Origin of the sequence: Campylobacter lari, assembly GCF_001017575.1 — a bacterium.
Lineage (GTDB): Bacteria > Campylobacterota > Campylobacteria > Campylobacterales > Campylobacteraceae > Campylobacter_D > Campylobacter_D lari_C.
On record NZ_CP011372.1, the window covers coordinates 589,994 to 609,839 of the forward strand.

Annotated in this window: 22 protein-coding genes; 17 read left to right on the forward strand and 5 right to left on the reverse strand. The window is 28.8% G+C overall.

Annotation, left to right across the window (positions count from 1 at the left end):
- The first annotated feature begins 14 nt into the window (after positions 1 to 14).
- Both CD56_RS03180 and CD56_RS03185 read left to right on the forward strand, forming a co-directional pair.
- A complete protein-coding gene (locus tag CD56_RS03180; RefSeq protein ID WP_047208153.1) occupies positions 15 to 1,172 on the forward strand; it encodes a hypothetical protein in 1,158 nt (385 codons plus the stop codon).
- Positions 1,169 to 4,714 carry a putative barnase/colicin E5 family endoribonuclease gene (locus CD56_RS03185; protein WP_047208154.1) on the forward strand — a complete coding sequence of 1,182 codons (3,546 nt, stop codon included), beginning with the start codon at positions 1,169 to 1,171 and terminating at the stop codon, positions 4,712 to 4,714. The genes CD56_RS03180 and CD56_RS03185 overlap by 4 nt, the downstream gene beginning before the upstream one ends.
- 117 nt (positions 4,715 to 4,831) lie before the next feature.
- Here the strand turns inward: CD56_RS03185 and CD56_RS03190 are convergent, their stop codons facing one another.
- The 3 genes from CD56_RS03190 to CD56_RS03205 all read right to left on the reverse strand — a co-directional run bounded on the left by CD56_RS03190 (position 4,832) and on the right by CD56_RS03205 (position 6,616).
- Entirely contained in the window at positions 4,832 to 5,653 is an 822-nt protein-coding gene (locus CD56_RS03190; RefSeq protein ID WP_047208155.1) for a hypothetical protein, read from the reverse strand.
- Between the two features lie 9 nt (positions 5,654 to 5,662).
- A complete protein-coding gene (locus tag CD56_RS03195) occupies positions 5,663 to 5,869 on the reverse strand; it encodes a hypothetical protein (RefSeq protein ID WP_047208156.1) in 207 nt (68 codons plus the stop codon).
- 519 nt (positions 5,870 to 6,388) lie between these two features.
- Positions 6,389 to 6,616, reverse strand: coding sequence for a hypothetical protein (locus CD56_RS03205; RefSeq protein WP_002863613.1), 228 nt, complete (start codon positions 6,614 to 6,616; stop codon positions 6,389 to 6,391).
- A gap of 143 nt (positions 6,617 to 6,759) precedes the next feature.
- On the opposite strand from CD56_RS03205, the gene CD56_RS03210 reads away from it, so the two are divergent.
- The 15 genes from CD56_RS03210 to CD56_RS03280 all read left to right on the forward strand — a co-directional run bounded on the left by CD56_RS03210 (position 6,760) and on the right by CD56_RS03280 (position 18,256).
- Positions 6,760 to 7,485, forward strand: a complete 726-nt coding sequence (locus CD56_RS03210) for a Rha family transcriptional regulator (RefSeq protein WP_047208158.1) — start codon at positions 6,760 to 6,762, stop codon at positions 7,483 to 7,485.
- 87 nt (positions 7,486 to 7,572) lie between these two features.
- Complete coding sequence (locus tag CD56_RS03215; protein ID WP_039625771.1) at positions 7,573 to 8,589, forward strand: SU10 major capsid protein; 1,017 nt, start codon at positions 7,573 to 7,575, stop codon at positions 8,587 to 8,589.
- The gene (locus CD56_RS03220; protein ID WP_039625773.1) at positions 8,586 to 8,984 is read left to right on the forward strand and encodes a hypothetical protein; all 399 of its coding nucleotides are present in this window, start codon (positions 8,586 to 8,588) and stop codon (positions 8,982 to 8,984) included. The genes CD56_RS03215 and CD56_RS03220 overlap by 4 nt, the downstream gene beginning before the upstream one ends.
- Positions 8,971 to 9,156, forward strand: coding sequence for a hypothetical protein (locus tag CD56_RS03225; RefSeq protein WP_144411983.1), 186 nt, complete (start codon positions 8,971 to 8,973; stop codon positions 9,154 to 9,156). Before CD56_RS03220 ends, CD56_RS03225 begins: the two co-directional genes overlap by 14 nt.
- 1 nt (position 9,157) lies before the next feature.
- Positions 9,158 to 11,578: a hypothetical protein gene (locus CD56_RS03230; RefSeq protein WP_052768363.1), complete on the forward strand. Its 2,421-nt coding sequence runs from the start codon at positions 9,158 to 9,160 to the stop codon at positions 11,576 to 11,578.
- 10 nt (positions 11,579 to 11,588) lie between these two features.
- Complete coding sequence (locus CD56_RS03235; protein WP_047208160.1) at positions 11,589 to 12,227, forward strand: DUF4376 domain-containing protein; 639 nt, start codon at positions 11,589 to 11,591, stop codon at positions 12,225 to 12,227.
- A 1-nt stretch (position 12,228) separates the two neighbouring features.
- Positions 12,229 to 12,726, forward strand: coding sequence for a hypothetical protein (locus CD56_RS03240; protein ID WP_047208161.1), 498 nt, complete (start codon positions 12,229 to 12,231; stop codon positions 12,724 to 12,726).
- The gene (locus tag CD56_RS03245; protein WP_047208162.1) at positions 12,707 to 13,081 is read left to right on the forward strand and encodes a DUF1353 domain-containing protein; all 375 of its coding nucleotides are present in this window, start codon (positions 12,707 to 12,709) and stop codon (positions 13,079 to 13,081) included. The genes CD56_RS03240 and CD56_RS03245 overlap by 20 nt, the downstream gene beginning before the upstream one ends.
- On the forward strand, positions 13,078 to 14,253 hold the full coding sequence (locus CD56_RS08070; protein ID WP_052768364.1) for a hypothetical protein: 1,176 nt from the start codon (positions 13,078 to 13,080) through the stop codon (positions 14,251 to 14,253). The genes CD56_RS03245 and CD56_RS08070 overlap by 4 nt, the downstream gene beginning before the upstream one ends.
- 14 nt (positions 14,254 to 14,267) lie before the next feature.
- A complete protein-coding gene (locus CD56_RS03255; RefSeq protein ID WP_047208163.1) occupies positions 14,268 to 14,735 on the forward strand; it encodes a DUF5675 family protein in 468 nt (155 codons plus the stop codon).
- 239 nt (positions 14,736 to 14,974) lie between these two features.
- A complete protein-coding gene (locus tag CD56_RS03260; protein WP_047208164.1) occupies positions 14,975 to 15,316 on the forward strand; it encodes a hypothetical protein in 342 nt (113 codons plus the stop codon).
- Positions 15,288 to 15,509 carry a hypothetical protein gene (locus tag CD56_RS03265; protein ID WP_047208165.1) on the forward strand — a complete coding sequence of 74 codons (222 nt, stop codon included), beginning with the start codon at positions 15,288 to 15,290 and terminating at the stop codon, positions 15,507 to 15,509. Before CD56_RS03260 ends, CD56_RS03265 begins: the two co-directional genes overlap by 29 nt.
- On the forward strand, positions 15,496 to 15,969 hold the full coding sequence (locus CD56_RS03270) for a hypothetical protein (RefSeq protein WP_047208166.1): 474 nt from the start codon (positions 15,496 to 15,498) through the stop codon (positions 15,967 to 15,969). The genes CD56_RS03265 and CD56_RS03270 overlap by 14 nt, the downstream gene beginning before the upstream one ends.
- Entirely contained in the window at positions 15,966 to 17,603 is a 1,638-nt protein-coding gene (locus CD56_RS03275; protein ID WP_047208167.1) for a hypothetical protein, read from the forward strand. Before CD56_RS03270 ends, CD56_RS03275 begins: the two co-directional genes overlap by 4 nt.
- Positions 17,604 to 17,788: 185 nt before the next feature.
- Positions 17,789 to 18,256, forward strand: coding sequence for a tRNA (cytidine(34)-2'-O)-methyltransferase (locus tag CD56_RS03280; protein ID WP_047208168.1), 468 nt, complete (start codon positions 17,789 to 17,791; stop codon positions 18,254 to 18,256).
- Here the strand turns inward: CD56_RS03280 and CD56_RS03285 are convergent.
- Both CD56_RS03285 and CD56_RS03290 read right to left on the reverse strand, forming a co-directional pair.
- Positions 18,253 to 18,981 (reverse strand): amino acid ABC transporter ATP-binding protein, encoded by a 729-nt coding sequence (locus tag CD56_RS03285; RefSeq protein WP_047208169.1) that lies wholly within the window; start codon positions 18,979 to 18,981, stop codon positions 18,253 to 18,255. The two genes, CD56_RS03280 and CD56_RS03285, sit on opposite strands and share 4 nt — an antisense overlap.
- Positions 18,974 to 19,726 (reverse strand): amino acid ABC transporter permease, encoded by a 753-nt coding sequence (locus tag CD56_RS03290; RefSeq protein WP_047208170.1) that lies wholly within the window; start codon positions 19,724 to 19,726, stop codon positions 18,974 to 18,976. Before CD56_RS03290 ends, CD56_RS03285 begins: the two co-directional genes overlap by 8 nt.
- Between the last annotated feature and the right edge of the window lie 120 nt (positions 19,727 to 19,846).

A 19,846-nucleotide genomic window follows, 5' to 3' on the forward strand; every position in this document is an offset into this window, starting at 1 on the left:
ATAAAGGTAGAAAAATGGCACATTATAACCCACAGCAAGTAGTATTTAACCCAAGTCTTGGTGTAATCCAAAATGCAGGAAAAGTAGGTGGAGTTTTATACGATAGTATGAAACAATATAGAGAAGAAGAAAACAAAAGAAGACTTTTGGCGCAAAGAGATGAAGAGTTAAAAGCTCGACAAGAACAAAATGAGATCAATAATGCTTTTTTAAATAATAATTTATTGCAAAAGGAAAGAGCTTTTGAGTATGCTATGGAGCAAGATAGGATAAAGAATAATTTAGCTTTACAAGAATTTAATTCGCAATCTTTTTATAGAGACATAAATAATCAAAAAACTTTATTAGAAATGCAAAGAATAGAAAACGAAATCAATGCAAAAAAACAAGAACAAAAACTATTTGACAATATAACAAATAGTAATACAACGAGACAGAATTTTACAGATAAACAGCATTTAGGGGATTTTAGAACAAAAGCAGCTGCTCAGTTTTTGGATATGGCTTCTAATAGAGGAGAGACATATGATACAACCCATGGTTTTTGGAATGGTGCTGTAAATAGAATTTTTGGTGGATGGGGAAGCAAGAGTACTGATTTAAATAGTGCTAGTGATTTGTTTTTACAAAGAGTGATAACTGATTTAATGAGAGGAGGAAAAAATGCTAAATGGAATTTAGAGAATATACAAGCAAATTTCCCTATAAATGGCAATATTCTAGAAGCAAATAACCAAAAAGTGGCACAAGATTTAGTAGGAGAGTGGTTAGCATATGCACCAACAGCTTATAGTTTAGAATTGTCAGAAAAATTAGGAAATGCAAAAACAAACTTTCAAAAGCAAACTGCTATAGAGGAATATCAAAACAATATAGCTTTTTATAATGAATATGCCCCAAAGGTTAGAGCGTTTTATTGGGATGAGAAGTATGACAAACCTAGCGAAAAAGCAATTACAGTAGAAAATCAAAAAACAAAAGAGGCTCAGCAAAATTCTCATAACTTATTAGCGTTTGCTAATAATCAAAAATTTTATGATGTGAATTTAGGAGGCTTTGAGGCACAAATTTCTGAACCTGATTCTAATGGAAATGTTATTTTAATCAACAGCGTAGGAAAAAGAAAACAAGTAAGCTTGGAAGAACTAAGAAAAGAGGGGTTAGTAAAATGAGCATAAGAGAATTTTTAAAAGAAAAACCAAGAGAAAGTGATATTTTAGCTTTTTTGCAGCAGGATAATAAAGATAAGAATGATTATTTAGATGAGTTAAGAAATGACATAGATAAAGCAATTACACAAAATAGAAATAATATCTCAATATATAATATACAAGACCAAAATCTAACAAATCCACTCGGGCATATTAGTCAATACAAGCGAGATTTGTATGATTATGAAAATAATCAGGAAATGAATGCTGATGATTTAAGTGATTATATTTTAGATAAACAATCTCAATTTAATGCTTCTAAACCTATTTTTGCTGATGATAACGAAGTGGCGAGAAAAAGCAATCAATTTATGAAAGATTTAGGAGATGAGCTTCAAAAATCCGGAAGAGGAAAACTTTTACAAGATAGCGATGGTTCATATTGGGTTAAAGATGTAAAAGGCAATTATGCTAAGGTTCAAGGAAGCCTAATAGGTGACTTATATCGTGGGATTAGAGATAATGGTGCTAGTGTAGCACTAGGAACAGCAGGTGCAATTGGCGGTGGTATGTTAGGTGGTGGAGTTGGTATGGTTGCTGGGGGTGCATTAGGTGCATCTTTAGGGGCTGGATATGATTATTATGGGAACACAAAAGATACAAATCAGGAAGCAAATTTAAAAGAAGCTCTTATGCTTATGGGGGAAAATGCTGGACTTTCTTTAGTTGGAGATGCAGCTTTTGCCGGAGTAGCTAAAGGTGCAAGAGCTTTAAAAAATACATACGCTATGGCAAAAACAGGGTCAGCTGTTGGCAAAGATATGATAGATGGGATAGCTGTTAAGGGAAATAATCTAAAAGAAAACATAGGGGATAGGTTTAGAAGTGCAATGCCTACTTTTGTAAACGATGCTCTCTCAAGTGGTTTGGATACAACAAAGAATTATGTTAAAGAAATATTAGATGAGAAGCAAACTGGACTTTATAATAATTTAAAAAATGATACTTATTTAAATCCTATAGAAGTTAATCAAGGCAATGTGTATGCGGATCTTTTAGCCAAAAAAGCTCAAAGCATAGCCGATATGTCAAAAAATAATCTTGTAAAAAATATTTCTCAAAAAACTGCAGATATTTCAACCGCAATAAGCAAAAATATAGGCTCAAAAGAAACAGCACTTAGCCACCAAGAACTTTTAAATATGTCTTTTATGGATAATGATTTAGCTAATGTATTAGCACAAAATGTAAAAGACAATCCTCAACTTGCAAATAAACTTTTAAATGCCTTATCATCTAGTGACAAGGCTCTTTTAGATGAGCTAGGCATAAGTGATGATATTGGTGCAAAAATTTTATACGATTTAAAAGAGAGTAGAGCTAAAAGAGCTTATGATGAATTTGGTGCAGGCTTAGATAAGCTTGAAAAATTAAACCCAAATGGAGTAGAAATTGATAAACAAATATTTAGAGAATTAGCTGATAATGCAGGGGTTTATAGTGAGGCAACTCCGACTATTGTTAGAAGTTTTTTAAAAAGATTAGATAATGGAGAACTAGATGGAAAAAGTGTTAAGCAAATTTATGATGAAGTTAGTGCAATTAGTGACAAACTAAAAGGCGAGCAATCTTATAATTATAAAGAATTTTTAAATAGTGTTAAAGATGAACTTTTAAACTCTTTGGTTAAAAATTCAAGCGACCCTAAACTTGCAAAAGAAATTTTAGAAAAAACAAGATCTGACTATGCTAAATTCAAAAAATATTATGATAGTGAAATTGGTAAAAAGCTAGATGGTAGCGAAGAGGATATAAGTAAAAAATTAAACAAACTCATCAACAATACAAATGATAATAAAAATTATGAAGCTATAACTAAAGGCTTAAATCCGCAAGAAATAGCGGTAATTGATGAAGAATTTATCAAAAGAAACATTGCAAAATACACAAAAGAGTTTGATGGCAAAAAAGTTTTAGATTATGAAAGTTTTTTAGAAAGTACTAAGCATTTTAATCCAAAGAGTGAAACTGGGAAAATCAAAATGGAAACCTTAAAAGCTATGGGGCGACTTAGAAAAAATATGAAACCAATATACCAGTCTTTAGCTACAACAAAAATGGAAAAACAAGGCAAAAGCATAGCTACAACTATAGATGGCAGGGCTATGATGATGTTTATTAATCAATTTAGTGATTATATAGCTTTTTATTTTGGGAGAATGTTTGGGCTTGGAAAACAAGCAGGAATGAGAATACAATATCGCCGTATGGTAAATAACATTAATAACTTTCAAGATTTTAAAACACAAACAAAAGAGTTTATCAATAGCATAAAGGATAAGTATATTAAGGAGCAGGCTCAAAAGTTAGATGCCGAATTTAAAGCTAAAGTTAAAGATTTAATCAAAGGCGATAACTTTTATATGGATAAGCCTGATCCTAAATATGCTAAAAGTGATTATACTGCTAAATTTAATGTAGAAAAATGGATTAATAATGTTACAGGAATTTTAAAAGATGAATGGGTAGTGAATTTAAAAGCTATGGCTAAAAAACACCCTGAAATGTTTAAAAATGAAGCAGATGTATTTAGGGTGATTAAAGAGATAAAGGACAATCCTACGCATTTTTTTAAAAACTATGATGATGAGGTGGCATTAATAGCTAAACCTTTAAAAGATAATAAGGTTGGTAATATAGCCATAAAAAAAGATAGTGGCAAAATTATACACATTAATAAAACAAAAGATAAAGATTTGGAGAGATTAAATCGTAGAAATAAAGAAATGCTGACAGGTACGCCAACTCCTGCAACCACTAAAGGCAGTACTACCAATGTGGAAGGCGGTTTATTACAGCATTCTTTCAAACATTCTACCCAAGATAAACCTAAAGAAAACTTAATTGAGAAATTAAAGGAGGATAGGAAAAACAAGAAAAGTGTTAAAGAAAAACTTGATGAAAAAATCAAAAATCAAAAAGAGAATGATGAGGATAAATGGAAAAGATTTGATAATTTTTTAAAAGAGAATAAAGACTATAATCTTGATGTTATGGGTAATTTAGATGTTGTCACTAGAGAATTTATACTCAATGCTAAAAAAAAGACACATAAAGGTAAAAAAGCTGATATACCTGATCTAATGCGTTCTAAAATAGAAAATGAATTAAACATCAAACCTTTAAAAGAATTTGGAAAAAATTACGCAGAGTATTACCATGATGGAAAGGGTGCTTTGCAAAAATTACTCATTGAAAAACAAGGGCAAGTAGCAGGTGCTTTTCATAGAAAAGACTTGGGAGATATTGATTTGGTTTGGGGAGAAGTAACAGATAAGATAAAACATAAAGGCTATGGTTTAGCTCATATTATCGATAAACACCCTGATTTTTATGTAAAAATGATTGATGAGATTGTTGAGAAAGGGGAAGTAAAGAAAAGCCATAATGGATTTAATATTATATATAAAGACTATAGATTGGGGCTAAATGAAGGTTGGAACGAAAAAGGTCAAAAGATAGGTAATAACAAATGGGTTGTTACTGCTTTTGAAAAGATTTAAGAGAAAAAGCAAGAAGGTAGCAACTCTCTTGCTTTTATAAAGGGCGAGATTCTGCCCTTAAACTCTTAATTAAAATTCTAACAAACAAAGCTAAAAACAAAATTAATTGTTTAAATACTATATTTTGGTAATTTCTTGAACTATTTTTTTAAATTCTACTAAAATATCAATATTATTGTGTCCTAAATTTTTATATTCACTAATTCTTAAGTTAAACAATCGATTTTTAATATTCATAGGCAAAACTGAATAATCAAGCATAAAATAATCTTTAATTATAATTTTATAACAATCGAGCGTTCCTCGTTTAATATGGTTTATTGCTCGTTCAATATTTTTTAAAAAAATATCAGTGTTTTCATCTTTATCGGATAAAGAGTAGGCGGTGCAAACATGAGACATAAAATTATTAAATTCTATTAATGCCTGTTTTGGAATATTCCCAATATGGTTAAAATCAATATTATCAATTATCTTATCCATAACATCTTTCTCTTTAAAATCAAAATAGTAAAACATTCTTCTAGATATATTTTCTTTAGCAATAACTTTGCGCCCATCTTTTTGTATTTTTTGTCTAAATTGTAAAAAAAACTGTATTGATTTTAAAAATTCGTGCAAATAAACTTTATTATCATTTTGTAAAAAATTATTTAATTTTTTATTAAGAGCTATTGTAGAGCTATATTGACAGGATATATCATATTTTTTAGAATTTTCTAAAACAAATTTAACTATTTTGCGCCTAAATTCGATAAATTTTGCTTCTTTATCAGCTTCTTTAATACAATCATTCATAATAACAGTTACACAAAATAAAAGCATTTCTTTATAATAAGAATACTGCCTTCCATGAACTAGTGATAATTTCAAATCAAGCTGAATAAAATAATCATACAGAGTAAAAAATTTGTTAATTATTGGTGCAGAATTTGCCATGATTAATAATTATAAGTTATTTTCTTTGATAAATTGTTCTATTTCTTCATCAGTAACTTTTATTTCATCTGAAGATTTTAAATTTGGATTACAAATATCACCTTTTCCATAAATATCACTAGTATTTGAAAAACAAGCTTCATTATTTTTCAAATTTTCAAAAAAATCTAATAATTCTTTATCTTTAATTTTAGGGAATAAAAAGAAATCTGACATTTTTTACTTCCTTCAGTCGTATATTTATTATATAACATAATAGGAGATTATGTTATATAATAAGCTGTATAAAAATTATACTTATTTTATACTTATTTTATACTTATTTTATACTTATTTTTATACCATTTTATACTTATTTTATAAAAGGTTTTATAGATTTTGAAATTTCATCTAATGATAGATTTTAAGCTAATACAATATAGTATAATAGACTTTAGAAAAAGTAGACTAAGGAATTATATGGAAATATTTCTGATTTGGCTTGTATTTGTTACGTTAGGTATATTTTTTGCTTTATACAAGAAGAGCAATAATATTACTAATAATATTGCAAAAATTTGTATGTGGATAGCTTCTATCCCTATTTTTATATTAAATATTATATTACAGTGTATAGGATTTATTTTTATTACAATTGCTTCAATCTTCAAACTATTCTTAATATTAATAGGAAAAGATAAAGAGTAAATAAATTTATTTTCTATAGTTTTTTAAAAGTGCTTTAAAAAAATAAATTTACAAAAATATATTATTTATTTTCTCAATGTCTAGTATTTTATTTTTAATCTCATCATATGACTTACTTTTGATATAATTTTGTAGCCAGCTTTTTACCCAACGTGGAAAATCTTGCGAACTACCCCAATTATTTACTGAACTATACTGCATTCCAATTATTTGTGAAAATTCTTTTTTAGTTAAATTTGCTTGTTTTAAAAGACTGTTAAATTCATTCCTATCCATTATTTATCCTTATTTAATTGCAATATTATATAAAAACATACTTAAATAATTATTTAAACCTTGACATAATAATTAAAAAATGATAATATATAAAATATAAATACTTATATAAGTATTTATTATCAAAACAAAAAGGGAAAAAAATGGAAAAATTAGCTGTAATTAATGGCGTAGGTGTAGAGTTGGAGGTAGCCAACGACCAAGTAACGACTACCTCTTTAGATATCGCGGCTGTTTTTAATAAACGCCACGATAATATTATAGCAAAAATTGAAACTTTCCCAAAGGATAGTTTCACTGACCTTAATTTTAAGGCGAGTAAATATACTGATAGCACGGGTAGAGTTTTACCTTGTTATAAAATCACTCGAGATGGCTTTTCTTTACTTGTTATGGGGTTTACAGGAGAGAAAGCTTATAAATGGAAGTTAGCTTTTATTAATGCTTTCAATGAAATGGAAAAACGCTTAAAAAACCTCGAACAAGAGCAAATGCAAAAACTAGCTTTTAGACAGAGCTTAGGTTACAAATCTCAACTTAAACAGCAAAAGCTAAAATATGAAAATGAGATTAAAGCTTTAAAGTATGATTTAGAACATAAAAACGAGCTAAGCTTTAAAAGAAAACTTAGCAATGAAGAATTATTAGAGCTTAGGAAATTTCTAGCAAAAGATTATGAAATAGTTTGTTTTAAAAAATGGGAGTATATGTTATTTGCTGAAAGCGTTTCAAGAAAAAACTATAAACTAGACAAAGCAAATGGTTTTTGTATTTATAAAAGTATAGAAGAAAAGTTTAATTCTAGGCTTGATTATTATAAACATTATGATGAATATGAAGAAAAGTGGGGTAACTTATTAAGAAGGTAAAAGTTTTTTAATTTATTTCAAAATATACTAGTTTTGAAATAGCCATTTTTGTCAAAATCTCCAAAAAATATCAAAGGAGATTTTAAAATGGCTTTGTCATCTATGGACTTTACCCCACCAGCAACACAAAATGTTAAATTAAAACCTAGCGTATATGAAAAGATTATACAAATAGGTGCAAGCGAGACACCACTTTTAAACAAAATAGGCACATCAAGTGTTACAAGCCCACTGTTGCATTCTTGGCTTACAGACACATTAGCAGACCCAAAGAAGAATGCTAATTTGGAATTAAGTAAATTTAATGGCGAAACAAAAAACACAACTCAAAAAACATCTAATGCAACACAAATTTTTATTACAGAAGTTTCAGTTACCACGGCTTTAATGAAAGCTAAACAATATGGTGGCAATGAGATGGAATATCAAGTTGGTAAAAAGACAAAAGAGCATAAAAGAGATATAGAATATGCTTTATTTGGATTGGGTCGTGATAGTGATGTTAAAAAATCAGTTTTTAAAGAGCATATTCAAGCGCAAAATGGTGTAAGTGGAGAAATGGCAGGATTGTTTCACTATATAGCAAAAGGAGAAACAAGCTTTAGTGGTGGAAAAAGAGGCAATGTATTAGCATTTGATGAAGCAAAAGATTGGAGCGGAACTCCTAGCTTGCTTACTGAAGATAAATTAAGTCAAATTTTACAAAGCATTTGGGATAGTGGTGCTACACCTAAAGATGTATTTTTAGGAGCTAGTTTAAAACCGGCTATTAATAAACTCGCTACTAGGATTTTTGGAAATGAGAAAAATCTAGTTGGAAATGTTATGAGCCTTGAGACAGATTTTGGAACAATCAATTTTCACTTACATAGACTATTAAGCCCTAAATATGGATTAGGTGATGTTTTAATAGCAGGTGATTTTGAGTTTATGAAACACGGGCTTTACATTCCTACTTTTATTGAAGATGTACCTACTGATGCAACAGCAAAAGCAAAAAGATTTTACACTCAAAGCACATTAGAAGTAAGAAATGCTGATGCATTTGCTATAGGTGTTGGGCTTAGTGGCGTAGAAGGTGGAGCTTTAAAGCTTAAAAAATGAAAAGTGTATTAGTTAGGGATATTATCTTAAAGAAAATGTCCAAAGAAAGAACTAGTGTTGATGATAAATTTATAAAAGCCTATATTATGGAGGCTTTTTATTATATTTGTGGCAAATGTGAGCCTAGTGTACTCACTAAAACCATAAGAGAAGATGACCAAGTGGTCTTAAGAAACACTAGAAACAATGCATTTTTGATAGTCCCTGATGAGCCAAATTTTGAAGATGAACAAGAACATTTAATGATAGATGAAAGCCTTTGCTACGCTGTTATTAATTATGTATGTTTTTTGATGAGCAAAGGCGAAAATGTGATGTATTTAAAGCTTTGCAATGAAATTATCAATGATTATATTAGTAACGATGGAAAGGAGCTTGAAAATGCACACTTGTGATACATATAAAAAATTTATCAGAGCAAAGAGTTATGATGATTATGAAAAAAGTATTACAAACTTAGATTTTATAGCTTATTTGGATACTAAAAAATGGCTTGAAGCAATGGATGATTTGTTGTTTTTTTGCCAAAGAAGAATAAAAGATAGCGATTTTTATACAGGGGAATAAAATGGTAAGTTTGGCTGAATTGAAAACAGGTAAAGAAAAGCTAGAATTAATTAATCAAATTTTATTAAGAATTGATACTATAGCTAGAGCTTTAGACAATACAAGACTTGATGAAATTGTCGGTTTAAAAGAGAGTGTAAATTCTTTACATGAACAAACACTAGAACTAAAACAAGAAGTTTCAACAATGTATACTAGTTTTAGCGAAAATAAAAAAGATTTTGATACTAAATTTTCTAGTGTTAATGAAAAATTTAGCATTATGCAAGAGCGTTTTAGTTTTATAGAGCAAGCTTATAATGATTTTTCAAGTTCTAAAGAAGAACTTGAGCTTATAAAAGGCTTTATAGAAGAAAATAAACCTGTATTTGAAAGCTTAAAAGATGATTTATCTAAATATGAAAGTATGAAGATAGATCTAGAAGCCATTATCACAGAAGCTACAAATAATACAAAATTATCAAAAGAATATTTTGAATTAAGCTCAAAAATAAAAGATGATATTTTAAGAGAATTAGAACATTGTAAAGATTTGGTGCAAGAGTTAAACTATAGTGCTGATGAGCTTAGGGGACTAAAGCCAGAGCTTTTGCAGATAAAAAAAGAAGTAAACGAGCTTTCATCGCAAGCTAGTAAAGTAGTTTTAGATGCAAGCGAAATTATAAAAAATAAAATAAATACTATCTTTTTTGAAAATCAAAGATTAAATCAAGAAATGATAGATAGTGTCAAAAAATTGGATGAAATAAAATATGATGTTGGCATAAAGTATAAAGAAATAATACAAGCTTATAATCTTTTACTAGAAACCAAAGAGAGTTTAGAAGAGTTAAAAGAAGTTATTGCTTTATACAAAGAATTTGAAAACGACATTAAATCATATTCAGAGCTTATAAAAAATTTCAAAGAACAAATTGCGAATTTAGAAAGTGATTTAGAAAATAAAGCACAAGGTTTACACGAAGCTTTAGAAGCAAAAGGTGAACAAGTAATCTCATCCATAGAAACAGCAAAAAATGAAGCTATTGTTAAATTTGATGAGCTTGTTGCAAAATGTGAAGGATATAAAATACATTTTGAGCAAAGTTATGATAGGTTTAATCAAAGAGCTTTAATAGCTAATGAAGATTTGGGGGGACTAGCCGAAGTTGCTAAAAAAGAGCTAGGCAATGACAAGTTAATCTATGAGACAGAATTAAAAGCTTTGCGTGATGAAATATTACAAGAAATGAATGAAGTTAGTGATAAGGTAATAAATGATAGCATAGGAGTTATTGCCTCAATTGATGAAAAAGCTAATGAACTTAAAGATTTTATAGATATTTCAAGAGTAAATATAGATAATTTGATAAATGCATTCAATGCTAATTATAATCAAAAAATACAAGAATTTACATCTTTAAGCACAAACGCCTTAAGGAGTGTAGAAGAAGCTAAAACTAGCTCTTTGTCTGATATCAATACTAGCAAAGATGAAAGTTTATCTTCTATAGAAACAAGCAAAGACAACGCCTTAAGTAGTATAGAAGAAGCTAAAACACAAGGGATAGCTTCAATAGATGAAAAAATAACGCAAATAGATTTTAATGGGATAAAAGAAAGAGTTGAAAAAAACGAAGGTAATATTGCAGGTATTGAGGAAAAACTAGAAAAAGCCACAACAACAGATAAAGATAATTTATTTAGTGGAAATAATTCTTTTGAAAAACCTATAAGTATTCCAGAGGCTACTAAAGAAAACGAAGGAATTAATTTAGGTCAAGCTGATGGTAGGTATAAAAAACTTTTAACACAAAACTTAGAATGGACTGTTGGTGATGGAGCTGAGAACGCTACTAATTTCAATGATTTAGAAAAAGCTATTAATGAAGCATCTAAATTAATAGGAATGAACAGAGCTAATCTTACTGTAAAGCTTACTAAAAATATAACTTTAGATAGAAGCTTAAATATAAGTAATATAGATTATAGTTTTTTGACCTTAGATTTTAATAATTTTAAATTAACATTTACTGCAGGAGGTATAGTATTAAGTTATGCAAAACTAAAAGAGATTAAAAATATTAATATAGACTCTTTTGGGAATTCTTTATATTTGGTTAACTCTGATGTATATCTGACAGGAGATATTACTTTGAAAGCAGGAAATGATTGTTTGGTTTCTGATGCTTTTTCAAGTATTGTAATAGAAGATAGTGCTAATTTAAACCTAACACCAAATGATAATAGATTCGGTGTATACGCAAATAGAACATCTTCTATTAATGGTAGCTTATTAAAAATTACTCAAAGCAAAGGTATAGTAACTAATGTTAAAGGATCTAGTATTATTAATGTTAAAGATATGCAAGTAACTGGCGGTGCAACTGAATCATCACAGCCATTTAATCAATGGACTAAAGAAGGCTTTATAGCGAAATAAGGGAGATAAAATGCTTATAAGTAAAAAATTTTTAAGTGATATAGGGGAATTAAATAAAAGTAGTTTAAGTTGGGCCATTGAAGTTAAAACTCAGTTAGCTTTATTAATCAGAAATTTAAACATTGATGTAGATAAATCTAATGAGTTTAATACAGTATATATAGACGATATCACACCGCAAGAAATTGAAAATGGTACTAAAGCGGTTAAGGAATACTGTCTAGCAAATAAAAATGAGAATTTATATTTTGAATACTTACTAGCAATTTCACAAGAAGATGAAAAACTAAATGTTTTAAAAGAAAAGAAAAAACATGAAATTCAAACTAAAAGAGATGAAGCTTTAGAAAGCGGACTTATTTATAATGAGCATACTTTTCAAACAAGAAAAGAAGACAAACAAAATATCATTGGAGCTGCAACTAATTTAATGCTTGATATGCAAAGTAAAGCTAACTCAATCTCTGAAATCATTTGGATTGATATAAATGATGAAAAAGTAACTTTTACACCGCAAGATTTTTTAAAATTTGCTTCAAGTGTAGCTTATCATACCCAAGAAATTATCTTTAAAGCAAATGCATTAAAAGAAAGAATAGAACAAGCTAAATCTGAGCAAGATTTAGAAGCTATTGTTTGGGAGGATTAATATGTCGCATTTAGAAAATTCAGCCAATATAGCTTTATTTGGAGGTTCTTTTATCTTAGCTTTTTTCTTTCAGTTTTTAGCATATACTGGCATTAAAGAAGCTCAAGCTTTTACTTTGTTTATTATTTTTATATTTTCAGCAATAGTAGGTTTTTGCAGAACTTTAGCTTTAAATGAAAGTGTTAAGGCTTATACCTTTTCTGATCTTTTGTCAAAGTTTTTAATGCTAGGAATACCTTTTATGTTTGCTTTGGGTGCAAAGCAAATAGATGCTTTATATTATTTTGTAGATTATAGTTTTAGCTTTTTGATTTTAGGAGAAATCCTTTCTGTGATGATTAATATTCAATGTATAAAAACAAGAAAAGCAATAGCTGAAGTAGATATTTACAATATTGCAGTTGAGAAAATAAAGAATTTTTCAAGCGGTTTTTTAAAAACAAATACTTATATAAAAGAAGAAGAAAAGGGTAGGCAAGATGATAAGAAAAACACTTAAAAGGGTTATAGTTAAACCTTTTGGCAAAGATAGATTTGAAGTTGTAAAAGAATTTGAAGTTAGTTTGTGTGGTTTAAATTTTATCGTGCCAAAAGGTTTTATTAGTGATGGTGCTTCAGTGCCACGCATTTTTTGGAGTATTTATCCTCCATATAAAAGTGAGTACTTTAGTGCTAGCATCGTGCATGATTATTTATGCCAAAAAGCATATTCAAAAGATGATTATAAGCTAGCAGATAAAGTTTTAAAAGAAGCTATGAGTGAGCTTGGTTGCTCTAAAGTAAAGACTTTTATTTTTTATCATGCGTGTAATACATTCCATGTGGTTAAATGTTTTTTGAAAGGAATAAAATGAGTTTAGAACAAGTTATTCAAACACAAAATGAAAGCTTAAATGAGCTTAAAAACAAAATGGAAAAATTGGTGCAATTTTATGAAAATGGTAAGATAGATAAAGAAGAATTGATAAAAATCATAAATGAAGAGCTAGATAAGATAAATCTAGATGATAGTATAAAAGATGGTATTTTATCTTATATTACAGAAAATCAAGCTAGTTTAAAAGGCGAAAAAGGCGATGCATTTACTTATGAAGATTTTACGCCTGAGCAACTTCAAAGTTTAAAAGGCGATAGTGGAGCCAAAGGAGAAGATGGAAAAAGTGCTTATGAAATTTGGCTTAACAAAGAAGGTAATGCAGGAAAAAGCGAAGATGAGTTTTTAGCTTCTTTAAAGGGTGAAAAAGGAGACAAAGGCGATAGTGGTAGTTCTAATTTAAAACAAATACAAATTATTGATGGTAAAAAACTTAAAGTAGAATTTAGCACTAAACAAGCAAGCTCAGCTTGGCCTTTAAAAACTTTAACTCTTTCAAGACTTGGTATAAAATTAGCAGGAGATGATGAGTTTTTAAAGATTAATGCTTTAGAATTTATCAATAATTCTAACAATAATCTTTTACTGGGCAATATAGAAAATGAAACACTAAACAAAGCAACAAATGAATATGCTAACACTTTACCTGCTGAATTTAATTTAGAAAATGCCAATACTGAAAGTTTGAGTTCTTTTGCTAAAGTGAAAATTACTTCTAATGGAGCCTATGAGTATAACAATCGCTACACTCCATATTATGCCTTTAGAGAATATGATAAAACAGCTATTAGTGTATTTTTAGCAAAAGATGGATTAAAAGATCCTTTCTATACTATAGAAGCAGAGTTATCTAAACCTATAAAAGAATTTAAATTCACTCCTTGGGGGTATGGCGTGGGTGGAAACTTCTTTAGTGAAAATCTAAATATTAAAATCTACATAGATGATGTGCTTTTTAAAGAATTTAACTCTTTAAATCCAAGTAGTAAAGAAATAGATACAGATTTTACTATTAACTTTAATATACAAGGAGATAAGCTTATTTATGATGAGTTTGAAGATAAACTAAATGAAAGATTTAGAGAACTAGAAAATAAAATAACATCTTTAGGTGCAAAAGCATTATCAAGTTTTTTAAACGAAATAGAATAAAACGAAGGATCAAAATGAAACTAAAATTAACTAGAAAGTATTTAAGAAATACTTGTGTCATAGGAGAGTTTAAAGTCTTAGATGAAAAAGAAAATATTCTTTTTGAATGTTTTTCTTTAGAAGAAGATAAAGAAGGCGTTGAAAGAGATAAAGACTTAAGAGTTCCTGCGGGAGTTTATAATCTAAAAAGACATACATTATCTAGTTTCAATGATAAAGGTAAAAGGGTAGTAGCAGGAGTTAAAGTTTTAAACGATGATGATAGCGTTGTAAATATCTACAACGATGATGTACCTTTTGATAGACACATTTTAATCCATTGGGGAAATACAGACAAAGATACAAAAGGTTGTATTTTACTAGGTTTAACTAAGAGTGATGAAAGTATAAGTCAAAGCAGACAAGCTTGTAAAGAATTATATGACTTGTTATATCAGCAAGATTTATCAAATATAAAATTAGAAATCACAAATAAATTTTAGAAAGGAGATAAAAGTTTAAGTAGGCCAAAGGTGGTATTCTAGCTCCCCTTTTTAAAGGGGAAATCAAAGCTAATAAGCCTTGACTATAATTATACAAAGTAGTATAATTATTACTAGAATTTTATGGTTCAATTTAATCACCACCTAACTGAGTGTTGATTAACACCAAAGGCGGCCACCTTTGGTGTTCCACCCTTTGAAATTATACTCAAATCTTACTTAAACTTCTAAAATAAGAAATGATAAATCTTTTATTTAAAAACACAAAGCTTTATATTGCTTTAGCATTAATGCTTATACTTAATGTATTTTTATATCTTAAGTTAGATAGCACAAACGCAAAATTAGAAAAAAGTCAAAGTGATTTAAATTTAGCTTTGAGTGTAAATAATGAACTCACAAGGATTACTCAAGAGCTTAAAATAAGACACGAGCAAGAGCTAAAAGCACTATTTCATGCAAATACTCAAAAAAATCAAATCAAAACAAGGGTTGATGATGTTAAAAACTATATATCCAAAAGCAATGAAACTAACACTACTAAGCTTTTTAATGCTATGCTTGATAGGCTGTGGGAGTAAAACACAAGTATTAACCAAAATACAAATTCAAAAAGTGCAAATACCAAATGAGCTTTTAGAATTTGATAGAGCAAGCAAACCTATAGTGCAAGATGAAAAAGATATATTAAAAGCTTATAGTGAGCTTTTTTATCACTATAAGCAATGTGAGATCAATATAGATAAAATTAAGGAGTTGAATGATGAATTATGAGCAAAGATTAAATCAATTTAAAAAAATATATCCCGAAATTTTAGAGTTAAGCTTGGCGGAAAAATCCCCATTTGGAGAATTAAAAAAGATATTAGATGATAGCATAAAAAATGATGTTATTAAAAACGAAGAGCAGTTTAAAACTTTAGCGAATGCGCTATCTTTAGTAGGACAAAGTATAGTAGCACAAAGTCAAACGACAGCATTGGGTATGATTTTGCAAGGCGATGAAAACGAACTTAATAGCGAGAAAATAAAACTTATACAAGCACAACTAGAAACTGAAAAGAAAAAACCCGCACTCATAGATAGACAACGAGAACAAATAGATGATATGTTAAGAATAGAAGCGGCAAAAGTTGCACAAGGATATAGTTTTGGGCTAAGCGCAGGTGGGCTTGAAATACCAAAAGAGTTGGAATCTTGGGTAAAAGAAAAAATTGAAAATATAGATAAATGATTGATAAAAAATATAGAACTCCAAAATATTTTTTAAGAGCTAAATATCCACAGAATGCAAATGACATAGGATATGTAGAATGCTATCAAGCTTGGTTTTTATACGGAACTACCTTTGTACATAAATATGTAGAGCTTCTGCATAAACAATTAATAAGAAAAGGTAGGGCTGTAAAAACAAGAATTTATCACCCGCTCTTCCCAAATTCCTATGGAATTGATTTTTATGATATTAAAAGTCCTTCTAGAGCTCCATATAATTACCATAATAGTGGGGATTTGGGGTTAAATCAGTTTTTTGTAGGTCAAAACCCTTATGAGTGGTATAGAGGAGACCCTGGAGATAAAAGTGGAATATATCATGATACTTGTCAAATTATAAGGAAAAGACAAAATTTAAGCTTGTTTAGTTTTGATTTTCATGGAAAAAATGTTGTTACAAACCCTAGCTATCTTTTAAAATACAAAGAAGAGTTAAAGAATTTTTATTATTTATATAATAGAATAACTTTTGATAAGTTGCACGGTTTTTATAATGCTTTATTGCTTGTTGGTAAAGTTTATGACAAAGATGCTGGAAAATATATATTAATATTTGAGAAGCCAAAATATATTTTTGTAAAATCTAATATAGTTAATAATGAGCTTGTAAAACCTAATTTTATTTTACCGGATAAAGACAAATTTAAGCCAAGTTTAGTAGAGAGTGAAGATGGTAGATATTACAATTTAAGACCATATTATGATGAGTTCTTGAGATTAAATAAAAATGTATTTATTGTACCTGAAAAAATATCTAATATTGATTTTTTAAGTGCATTTAACAATAACATCAATGTTTCTAAATTAGGCGATATATTTCACCCTCTAGCATTTCTTTCTAATTTAAATAATATAGCTTATCAAGAGCCTGTTGTTTTGAGAAGTCGGAGTAGTTTTTTTTATAAAAATATCTCATTGATGCCTTGTTATAATAATGAAAGCAATATGCCTTATGGAAGAAAAGATAGATGGTTTATTTTATGGGATAGTATGTATGATCTTTATGTGAAAGAAGATAAGGAATGGTGGGAGTTTATAATAGCTCCTGTTGTTTCTGCTGTGATTGTTTTTATTAGTTTTTATACAGGTGGAGTTATAGGTGGGGCTTTAGGTGGTATGATAGGCGGAGCTTCGGCTACAATTATAACAAATATAACAATCGCACTTAGTACGCTTGGAGGTGTTATAGACGCATTAAGTTTTTTAGGCATAGTAGATAATGGAAGTTCTTTAGCTAAAATAAATAAAGTTTTAAAATTGGTTTTAGCTGTTGCAGGATTGGTAAGTGTTGGATATAAAATAGGAGTTGATATTAATACAGCAATATCTAATCAAACCCCTATAGTTGATGTTTTAATTAATAAAGATGCTACATCTTTAGATATTATAGGTTATATTAGTGATATATTTTTAAGCTCTAATTTAAAAGAAGCTAGTTTGCCTTTAGATGAAAATAGTGATATTGATGAGTATGTTTTTTTTGGAGAGGCTTCAAAGGAAGATATTGAAATGGTAACTAAAAATCTACTAAATGAAAACTGGTATAGTTTTGACACCTTAGATATTTTAAATGAAAAAGATGTTGAGATATAATTTAGATAATTAAGTTTTGTCTAATATATTTTAAAGTATCTTTTTGGAAAATAAAAAAATATATGTTCTTAGCAAATTATACCCATTTTATACCTATTTGTGAATTTTTTGGTATAAAATATCTATAAATAAGCTATTTTATAGCATAGTTCAAACCTTGCTGGGGACACCATTTAAGGAAAAAGATGTTTCATATAGTCTTAGTTGAGCCTCGCATACCGCAAAATACAGGAAGTATAGGTAGAATGTGTTTTAATGCAGGATTTACTTTGCATATTATTAATCCACTTTTTAGTATTGATGAAAAGGCGGTTAGAAGAGCAGGGCTTGATTATTGGAAAAAGTTAAATCCTTTATTATGGGATAATTTAGAAGATTTTTTAAAAAAATATGAAAAATTTCAAGATAGATTTTTCTTTGCAACAACTAAAACCACTCAAGCTTATTTTGACGTAAATTATCAAAAAGGCGATTTTTTGTTTTTTGGAAGTGAAAGCTTTGGTTTACCTATGGATTTAATGCAAAAAAAATGGGAAAATGCTATTACTATACCGATGAAAGATTGTGGCAGAAGTTTAAATTTAGCTACAAGTGTAGGCATAGTGAGTTATGAAGCTTTGAGGCAAAATTTTGCCTCTTTTGAAAAATTTTAATGATTTAAAACTTGATTTAAAAATTCTTTCAATCTTTCATTTTTTGGGTTTTCAAAAGCTATTTTAGGACATTCATCTACTGCTATAATGCCTTTATCCATAAAGAAAATTCGATTAGCTACATTTCTTGCAAAGCCCATTTCATGTGTAACTACAAGCATGGTTAAACCTTCTTTAGCCACTTCTTTCATGATGTTTAAAACCTCACCTATCATCTCAGGATCTAAAGCCGAAGTTGGCTCATCAAATAAAATCACATCAGGATTCATCATCAATGATCTTGCTATAGCAATACGCTGTTTTTGTCCACCTGAAAGCTTGTGAGGAAAATAGCTTTCTTTATCGCTTAAGCCAACTTTTTTGAGTAGTTCCCGCGCTTTTTTTACTGCTTCATCTTTGCTCATGATTTTAGTTTGTACTGGTGCTAAGCATAAATTTTCTAAAACATTTTTATTATTAAAAAGATTAAAATGTTGAAACACCATGCTTACTTTTTGACGAATTTTATTGATATCTGCTTTTTTATCAAGTATATTGACATTATTAATATAAATATTACCACTATCTGGTGTTTCAAGTTTGTTTAAGCAGCGTAAAAAAGTACTTTTTCCGCCTCCACTAGGCCCTATAATAGCAATAATATCGCCTTTATGCACTTCAACACTAATATCTTTTAAAACTTCTAAATCTCCGTATTTTTTAATCAAATTTTCTATTTTAATCATGTTTATTTAATCTCACTTCTATAAATCTTGCAATGAGTGTTAAAAATTTAACACTTACATAATACACAAGTCCTGTAAAAATAATAGGTTTAGGGTTATAATAAATTGCTTGTAAGCTTTTACTTTGCATGGTAATGTCCATAACACTAATATAACCTACTATTGAAGTTTCTTTAAATAAGGAAATAAATTCATTCATTAAAGAAGGTAAAATGTTTTTAATTGCTTGTGGGAAGATGATTAGTCTCATAGAAGCAGAATAATTAAGCCCCATTGCTCTTGCTGCTTCCATTTGTCCTTTATCTACGCTTTGAATTCCACTTCTTACGATTTCAGCTACATAAGCAGAGCTATTAAGCCCAAGCGCGATAATAGCTACATAAAAATTATCACTCCAAGTAGCAAAAATCACTACTGAAAAAATTAAAAGTTGTAAAAGCAGTGGGGTTCCACGTATAATGTCTATGTATTCATCTATAATAAAATTTAAACTTTGGATTTCTAAAAATCTTAAAAATGCTAGGAAAAAACCAAGCACTATTCCTATTAAAATTCCACCCACTGTTAAACCAAGTGTTGTGAAATAACTATGAACATAAGCTTTGGCTTCTATAGTATAAGCATATTCACCTGTGGCTAAACCATTTTGATCTTTAACTTGTAAAATTTCAATAGGGAATGAAAAATAAGCCCAAAAAACAATAATGGCAAAAAATACAAAAATTTTCATCGTATTTTGTTTCAACTTACGCACCTTATAAAATTTTAAAAATCTAAGTGTATAAAAATTAAGTTTTCTTTTTACTTAAAGGTGTCTTATGTGATTTTATTACTAGTATTTTGAGTTAAATTTTCACATAGCTTT